This is a genomic window from Bacillota bacterium, from assembly GCA_013314855.1.
Classification (GTDB): domain Bacteria; phylum Bacillota; class Clostridia; order Acetivibrionales; family DUMC01; genus Ch48.
Map to the genome: position 1 here is coordinate 1 of JABUEW010000173.1, position 6,397 is coordinate 6,397.

General features: G+C 38.5%; 6 protein-coding genes. All 6 read right to left on the reverse strand.

Features of this window, described 5'->3' with window-relative positions:
- Positions 1–528, reverse strand: a 528-nt coding sequence (locus HPY74_19045) for an AGE family epimerase/isomerase (GenBank protein ID NSW92709.1), incomplete at its 3' end; no start/stop codon positions are given.
- Between the two features lie 409 nt (positions 529–937).
- On the reverse strand, positions 938–1,810 hold the full coding sequence (locus HPY74_19050) for a carbohydrate ABC transporter permease (protein NSW92710.1): 873 nt from the start codon (positions 1,808–1,810) through the stop codon (positions 938–940).
- 40 nt (positions 1,811–1,850) lie between these two features.
- Entirely contained in the window at positions 1,851–2,759 is a 909-nt protein-coding gene (locus tag HPY74_19055; GenBank protein ID NSW92711.1) for a sugar ABC transporter permease, read from the reverse strand.
- Positions 2,760–2,854: 95 nt separating this feature from the next.
- On the reverse strand, positions 2,855–4,597 hold the full coding sequence (locus HPY74_19060; GenBank protein NSW92712.1) for an extracellular solute-binding protein: 1,743 nt from the start codon (positions 4,595–4,597) through the stop codon (positions 2,855–2,857).
- 144 nt (positions 4,598–4,741) lie between these two features.
- The gene (locus tag HPY74_19065; GenBank protein ID NSW92713.1) at positions 4,742–6,130 is read right to left on the reverse strand and encodes a response regulator; all 1,389 of its coding nucleotides are present in this window, start codon (positions 6,128–6,130) and stop codon (positions 4,742–4,744) included.
- The coding region (locus HPY74_19070; GenBank protein ID NSW92714.1) for a hypothetical protein at positions 6,124–6,397 on the reverse strand (274 nt) is incomplete at its 5' end. The genes HPY74_19065 and HPY74_19070, both read right to left, overlap by 7 nt.

A 6,397-nucleotide genomic window follows, 5' to 3' on the forward strand; every position in this document is an offset into this window, starting at 1 on the left:
AAAGAATGAATGACTTTTAGTCCTTCTGGTTTCAGGAATTATTTTTGGTACAATCTTTGATGGGTTTCTGTATATATCCAGTACGGTATCGTATGTGGTTATTGCCATATTATAAGCTTCATCTCTGCCTGTAGCTTTATAGAATTCTTTAAATGCCATGATGGCAAACATTTCACTGAAGACGTATCTTCTTTTTTGCAGCGGCTTGCCATCTCTTGTAACCTGAAAAAACATTCTCCCATCTGAATCAAACCCGTATTTTAACAAAAAGTCATACCCTATTTTTGCAGCATCAATCCACTCCTGTCGCTTTTCAACGACATTATAGAGTTTGGAATAAATCCACGTCCCTCTTCCCTGGAACCATATTGATTTATCAGTATTATAAACTTTCCCTTCCCTGTCAAGGCATGTAAGATATCCCCCATATTCATAATCTAGGGAATTTTTTAACCAAAAAGAGATACAGTTCTGCAGCAAGTATTTTTTGTAGTACTCGTAAAGTTGTTCTACGCGTTTCTTATCCATTTACTACCCCTCCCATATTATTATAATTCTAACTCCTGAAAATCCTATTTTTCAGGCACATCAGCGTACTTAATAGTTAATAGCCCTGCTTCAATAGGTGCAATTGCTTTTCCCTTATCGGCCGTTGGATTTGACATACAATAACACAATAAATCATATCTTGTCTCAGCATTCCCGACCGATCCACATAGTCAACAGCATATACGGTCAACAGTATATTGGCACAACGTTCGCTCATAACCCTTTTTACTCGCAAGCACCATCCGACCGTCCCTCAGAGTCTCCGTCAAAGCCCTCATAATTCCTTCCCAAAATAGCATCTGCCACCGGAGAAAGAGGCATATAAAAGTGGCTCACCTATAACTGCCTCATATACGCCGTTTTTGTTTTAAAAAATTCAAAATATAAATTATCCTTTCACGGAACCTATTGTCATACCTACAACAAAGTATTTTTGCAAGAATGGATATATGACCATTATCGGAATAAGAGCTATTACTACCTTGGCGGAATTCAGAGTCACATCGGAGAGTTTTGACGCCTCTCGAAGCTCTTCAGGCGTCATTGTTTGGGGGCTTAAGGCAGTGGAGAGCTGGTAAAGATAGGTTTGCAGTGGTTGCTTGGAAGTGTTGTTTATATAAAGCAAACCGTCAAAATATGAGTTCCAATGATGTACAAAAGCAAATATCAGCAGGGTCGCAAGGGAAGGCAAGCTCATGGGAATATAAATTCTAAAGAGTATCGTCCATGGATTCGCACCGTCAATTACGGCCGCCTCATTCAGCTCAAACGGCACGTTTTTAAAGAATTTTATCATCAGTAATGTGTTGTATATTGGCAATGCAGTCGGTAGTATAAGCGACCATATAGAGTTAATAAGATTGTAGCTCTTCACAACAAAATACGCAGGAATTAGGCCACCTGAAAACAGCATGTTTATCACTAAAAACCATAAATAAATATTACTGCATTTAAAACGTCCCCTAGGAAGACACAACGGGTATGCTGTCATAACAATCAGAAGCATGTTTAGCGAGATGCCAAGTAGTGTACGCTTAACCGACACACCAAAGGAAGTAAAGAACCTCCCATCGGCTAACAGCTTCTTGTAAGCAGCGATATTAAAACCGGAAGGTATAATCCACACCTTTCCCGCCGACACGTGCGCTTTATTGCTAAAAGATACAATAAGTGTATACCACATTGCATACACACACGCAAAGGCAACAATGATTAAAACTATTGCAATAACTGCTCTCCCCACTGTTATTTTCCGTTTCATTTTCTAAATCCCCTCCTGAGTTTCTGAAATTTCTCACTGCCTAGAATATATGGTAATCGGCAAATTTGACTGCCAACCAATTTGCTAAGATCATAAGTACAAATGAGATAACTGATTTAAAAAGTCCTATAGCTGAGCCTATACCGTAGTTGTAGCTCATCAATCCCACACGATAAACATAGGTGTCTATAATATCACCTGTTGAGTAAACTGTGGGATTATACATATTGAAAATCTGGTCAAAACCGGCATTTAGTATATTACCTAACGACAATGTTGCCATAAGTACAATTATAGGTGCAATACATGGCAGTGTAACATAAATTACCTTCTGCCAGCTGTTGGCTCCATCAATAAAAGATGCCTCATATAGGCAAGGATCTACATTTGTGATAGCCGCTAAATATATAATAGCGCTGAACCCAAATTCTTTGAGCACATGTGTAATAATCATTATTATTGGGAACAATTTCGGTATTCCTAAAAAAAGAATCGGTTCATGCAGACCAAGCATCAAAAGCAATCTGTTTATGATACCGTCCAAGTCAAAGAGGGAGCGCATAATTATGGCAAATATAACCCAGGACACAAAGTGAGGCAAATAGACCGCTGTTTGAATACTCCTTTTCAAGCCTTTATGGAGAATTTCATTGAGCAACAACGCAAAAACGATGGCTGTTAGCATGGTAAATATGATCTTACCGACTGCCATAATCAGAGTGTTACGTATAATCTGAAAGCTATCCGGCATACTAAAAAATACCTTGAAATTTTCCATTCCCACCCACGGAGAGCCAAACCATCCCTTACTTGGTACAAAATCCTGAAACGCAAGAAAAATCCCGAGCCAGGTTGCAGTATTGAACAGAAACACTATTATCGTCCCTGGTAGTACCATCATATGATAATGTATTTGTTCCTTTTTCTTCACATCATTTCCCCTTTTCATGTCATTTCCCCTTATTTGCATTTTATCTAAAGGAGGATGGGCATGATCCTTCTACCTGCCCATCCTTTCATTCTATGTTTGTTTTTATTGCATAATTATTTATTTGCCTGGATTTCTGCTTTCACTTCATCGGTAATTTCCTGCCCTCCTTGGGACAAATACTGCTTTACAAAACTGTCGAAATACTCCTTAATGGTCTTCCCTTCTGTGTCACCCATTATCATCTTAGTATAGGCCTCATGTTCCAACTTTTCAAGGAAGGTACCCTTCTTTTCCATGGTTTTGGTTATGCTGCAGAAATCAGAACGGATAAACTTAGCATTAGACTTAACAAACGCCATCTTACCTTCAATATAACAAACAGCAGTTGCCCAATCATCCAAATTCTCATATGGGTTATCTCTATTAACTACTTTTTTTACAATATCACATACAAAAAGTCTATAATAAGGGTCCCAGCGAGTCGACCTTAACACATCATCACTAGTAATTTTACCTGTTGCATATTGTAATGCAACCTTAGCAGTTTCTAAGCCAGCATCCGCCCTTACAGGGACTATGGTCATAGGAGTATATGCGTTATTCACTACTGACGCTTCCTTAATATCATCCCGATAGTAAGGTTGCCCCATATGATAAGCCAAAGTGTTAAGAGCATAAATGAAATATTCTGGATTCTTTACTTTTTTACTGATTACTCCGATTTGGTAGCCTGCTGGGTTAGGTGCACCACCAATGAAACTTTGATCTGACTCTTTCGGTAATGCATAACCAACCCACCTACTCTTAGAATTATTTACTACCGTATCTTTAAGATACGACCAACCTATCCACCATGGGGCAAAAAACATTCCTGCTTCACCGCTTGTGACTTTTTGCTTAAGTGTAGCCTCATCCCATGTACCAAAATCTTTCGGAATAATACCGTTTTTGTACCATTTGTTTAGAAGTTCAAGAGCGTTTGCTGCTTCAGGCATAAGTGAACCATAAATTACGTTGTTTTCATCCTTAACACGCCATTGCCCAGGTGTTGCTCCATAGTTGGTAAATATAGCTGAAATAGAACCTGTACCTCCTCCTTTGCTGTCATATCTGGGACAAATTACTAATCCTAATGTATCATTTTTGCCATTACCGTCAGGATCATTATTTATAAATGCTTGAGCCATAGTCTCAATATCAGAAATACATTTAGGCTCAGGCATCTTTAACTTTTCCATCCAGTCCTTACGTACCCACAATACTGGAGTACTATCTTCAATAGCAGCTGTTTTTGGTATTCCATATATTTTGCCTTTTTTTGTTACTGCTTTTATATCAACATTATCTGCACTCTCAAAGCAATCCTTAATACCAGGGTCAAGTATATTATTATATAGATCAGTAATATCGGCAAGTAAACCGGCTTTTACAAGCGCATCATACTGTACATATTGTGCCTCGAAATAGTCGGGGATATCTCCAGAAGCAATCGCCATGTTCAACTTCTGGACAAAGGCTTCCCCCGCGGCTGTCCACAGTACCTTGGGAACTAAGCCGGTATACCTTGTAAACAATCTGCTGCGAAGGTTGTCTTCCTCCGTCTGCCCCTCGGGCAGCGTGTACCCTACAGGTGTTTTTAATATTGTTGTATAGGTAAGTGGCGGATCAAATATCCTAACGTAAGGATTCCCCTCAATGGTCTTATATGACGCTTTGTCAACTTCCTTGGAAGTAGATGATTGAGTGGATTGAGTAGATTGAGTGGATGTTGTTATCTGCGGTGTTACAGTCTTGACACAAGCAACCATAGACAACACCATTGAAACAGAAAGAAGAATTACAATAATTCTTTTCATATACAAAACCTCCTAAGATATTTTTAAAGTGCTTGAAAATTACATTTACATTTTATCTCTACGAAATATCTTTGCATATGGACGATTTTGTCGGAAAATTTGTCTTTTATTGCAATTGATTGGTCAATGAACCGTAATCAAACATTATTTTCTTATTTTTGCTCTGTACTCACTGGGAGTCATGCCTGTGCATTTTTTAAAAACCTTGGTAAAATAAAACTGATCCATGAACCCGCTTATTTCTGCTATACGAGAAATTTGTAAATCGCTCTGTGTAAGAATTTTTTTCGCGTATTCTACCTTCAAATCACGAAGATAAACATTGAAAGGCTTACCAATTATATTTTTAAAGCAGCGGCTTAAATAACTCTGACTGAGGTTTGCAATCTTGGAGGCCTCTGTCAGAGTGACATTTTTAGTAAAATTATTATTTAACCAGATTACTAGTTTCTGTATTGAATTTATAACCTCATGGGAATAGGAGCTCAGCTTGCTTTGAGTGGCGATAAACGTACGAAAATGGTTGAGCCAGTCCATCCATTGGTACCAAAACCGTATGCCTGATATGGGGAAGGCGTTTGGAACAGCATCAATAGAAAAAAATCGCTGCCATTGTTTCTGCACACAATAAAACAAATTGTATACGCTGGAGGGTAGAAGGCGTGAGTTCCGGATAGTGTTTAGTATCTGGTTTAACATTGCATCATCGTTTATCCATTGCATGGAGGACAACTGTTCCTCAACCTTCATGTAATCTGGACCACTAAGACAGCTCTTCTCTTCGAGTATGCTTTGTATATCCAAATCATATACATATAAGTGTGGTAAATAGTCATAGAAAAAATCACGAGACATAAATAGCTTTATGGCAATTATAATGTCGGATACAGGTATGCTTCTTATTCCATCGAAGGTTAACAATATGCCCACCTTCTGGTAATATTTCTCCATTTCTAAAAGCTGTGCTTCCTCAACCTTCGTCGGATAGAGTAGTAGATGTGTGTTTTGGCTGACTTGAAAATGATCACTTGCACAAGCAAGCTCCTGCTCGCGAAGTGATAGAGGTGATTCGTTTAATGCTACAATGGCAATGACGTAACTATAATCTGCTTCAGATTGGTGCAGATTAAGCTTATGACGGTTTTGCTGGTTGCTTTTAGCAATGTCAGCTATACGCTGCAATGATAAGGAAACGTCGGGATAATCGAGCTCGGTTTTTACTATATAGTCGACAATGCCAAGACGTAGGGCTTCCTGAATATAGGTAAAATCATTATAGTAGCTTAATACCACGGTGGTAATAAGTGGGCGATACTTGCGGATCCATTTAATAAGCTCTAATCCGTTTTTCTCAGGCATTACTATATCGGTAAATACTATGTCAATTTGCGGATGGATAAGAATTGCTTCAATTGCATTATCCACCCCGTCAGCTTCACCTATAACCTGCATATCATACTTTTCCCAGTTAATACTGTATTTTATTCCAGCTCTGACTAGAGGTTCGTCATCCACAATAAATACGTTTAACATGTTAACTCCTTTATAGAATAGGGATTATTATTTTTTAACCTGTGTATGGTTATAACCACTTGTGTACCGATGCCTGGTGTTGAATCAATGCTCATCTTGGCTTGTTCTCCAAACATTAGCTTCAGAGATGAACTGACATAAGCAAGACCTATGCCCTTACCCGAGTTGGTAGTAGATTTTAACATGTCGTTAAGCTCGTTAAGTTTACTGTCGCTTATGCCCGCGCCATTATCTTGTATGGCTATAATAATATCCTGATTTTGTTCT

Coding starts and splice junctions, on each gene's coding strand:
- HPY74_19050 (NSW92710.1), bottom strand. CDS start 1,810: ATGAAACGGAAAATAACAGTGGGGAGAGCAGTTATTGCAATAGTTTTA.
- HPY74_19055 (NSW92711.1), bottom strand. CDS start 2,759: ATGAAAAGGGGAAATGATGTGAAGAAAAAGGAACAAATACATTATCAT.
- HPY74_19060 (NSW92712.1), bottom strand. CDS start 4,597: ATGAAAAGAATTATTGTAATTCTTCTTTCTGTTTCAATGGTGTTGTCT.
- HPY74_19065 (NSW92713.1), bottom strand. CDS start 6,130: ATGTTAAACGTATTTATTGTGGATGACGAACCTCTAGTCAGAGCTGGA.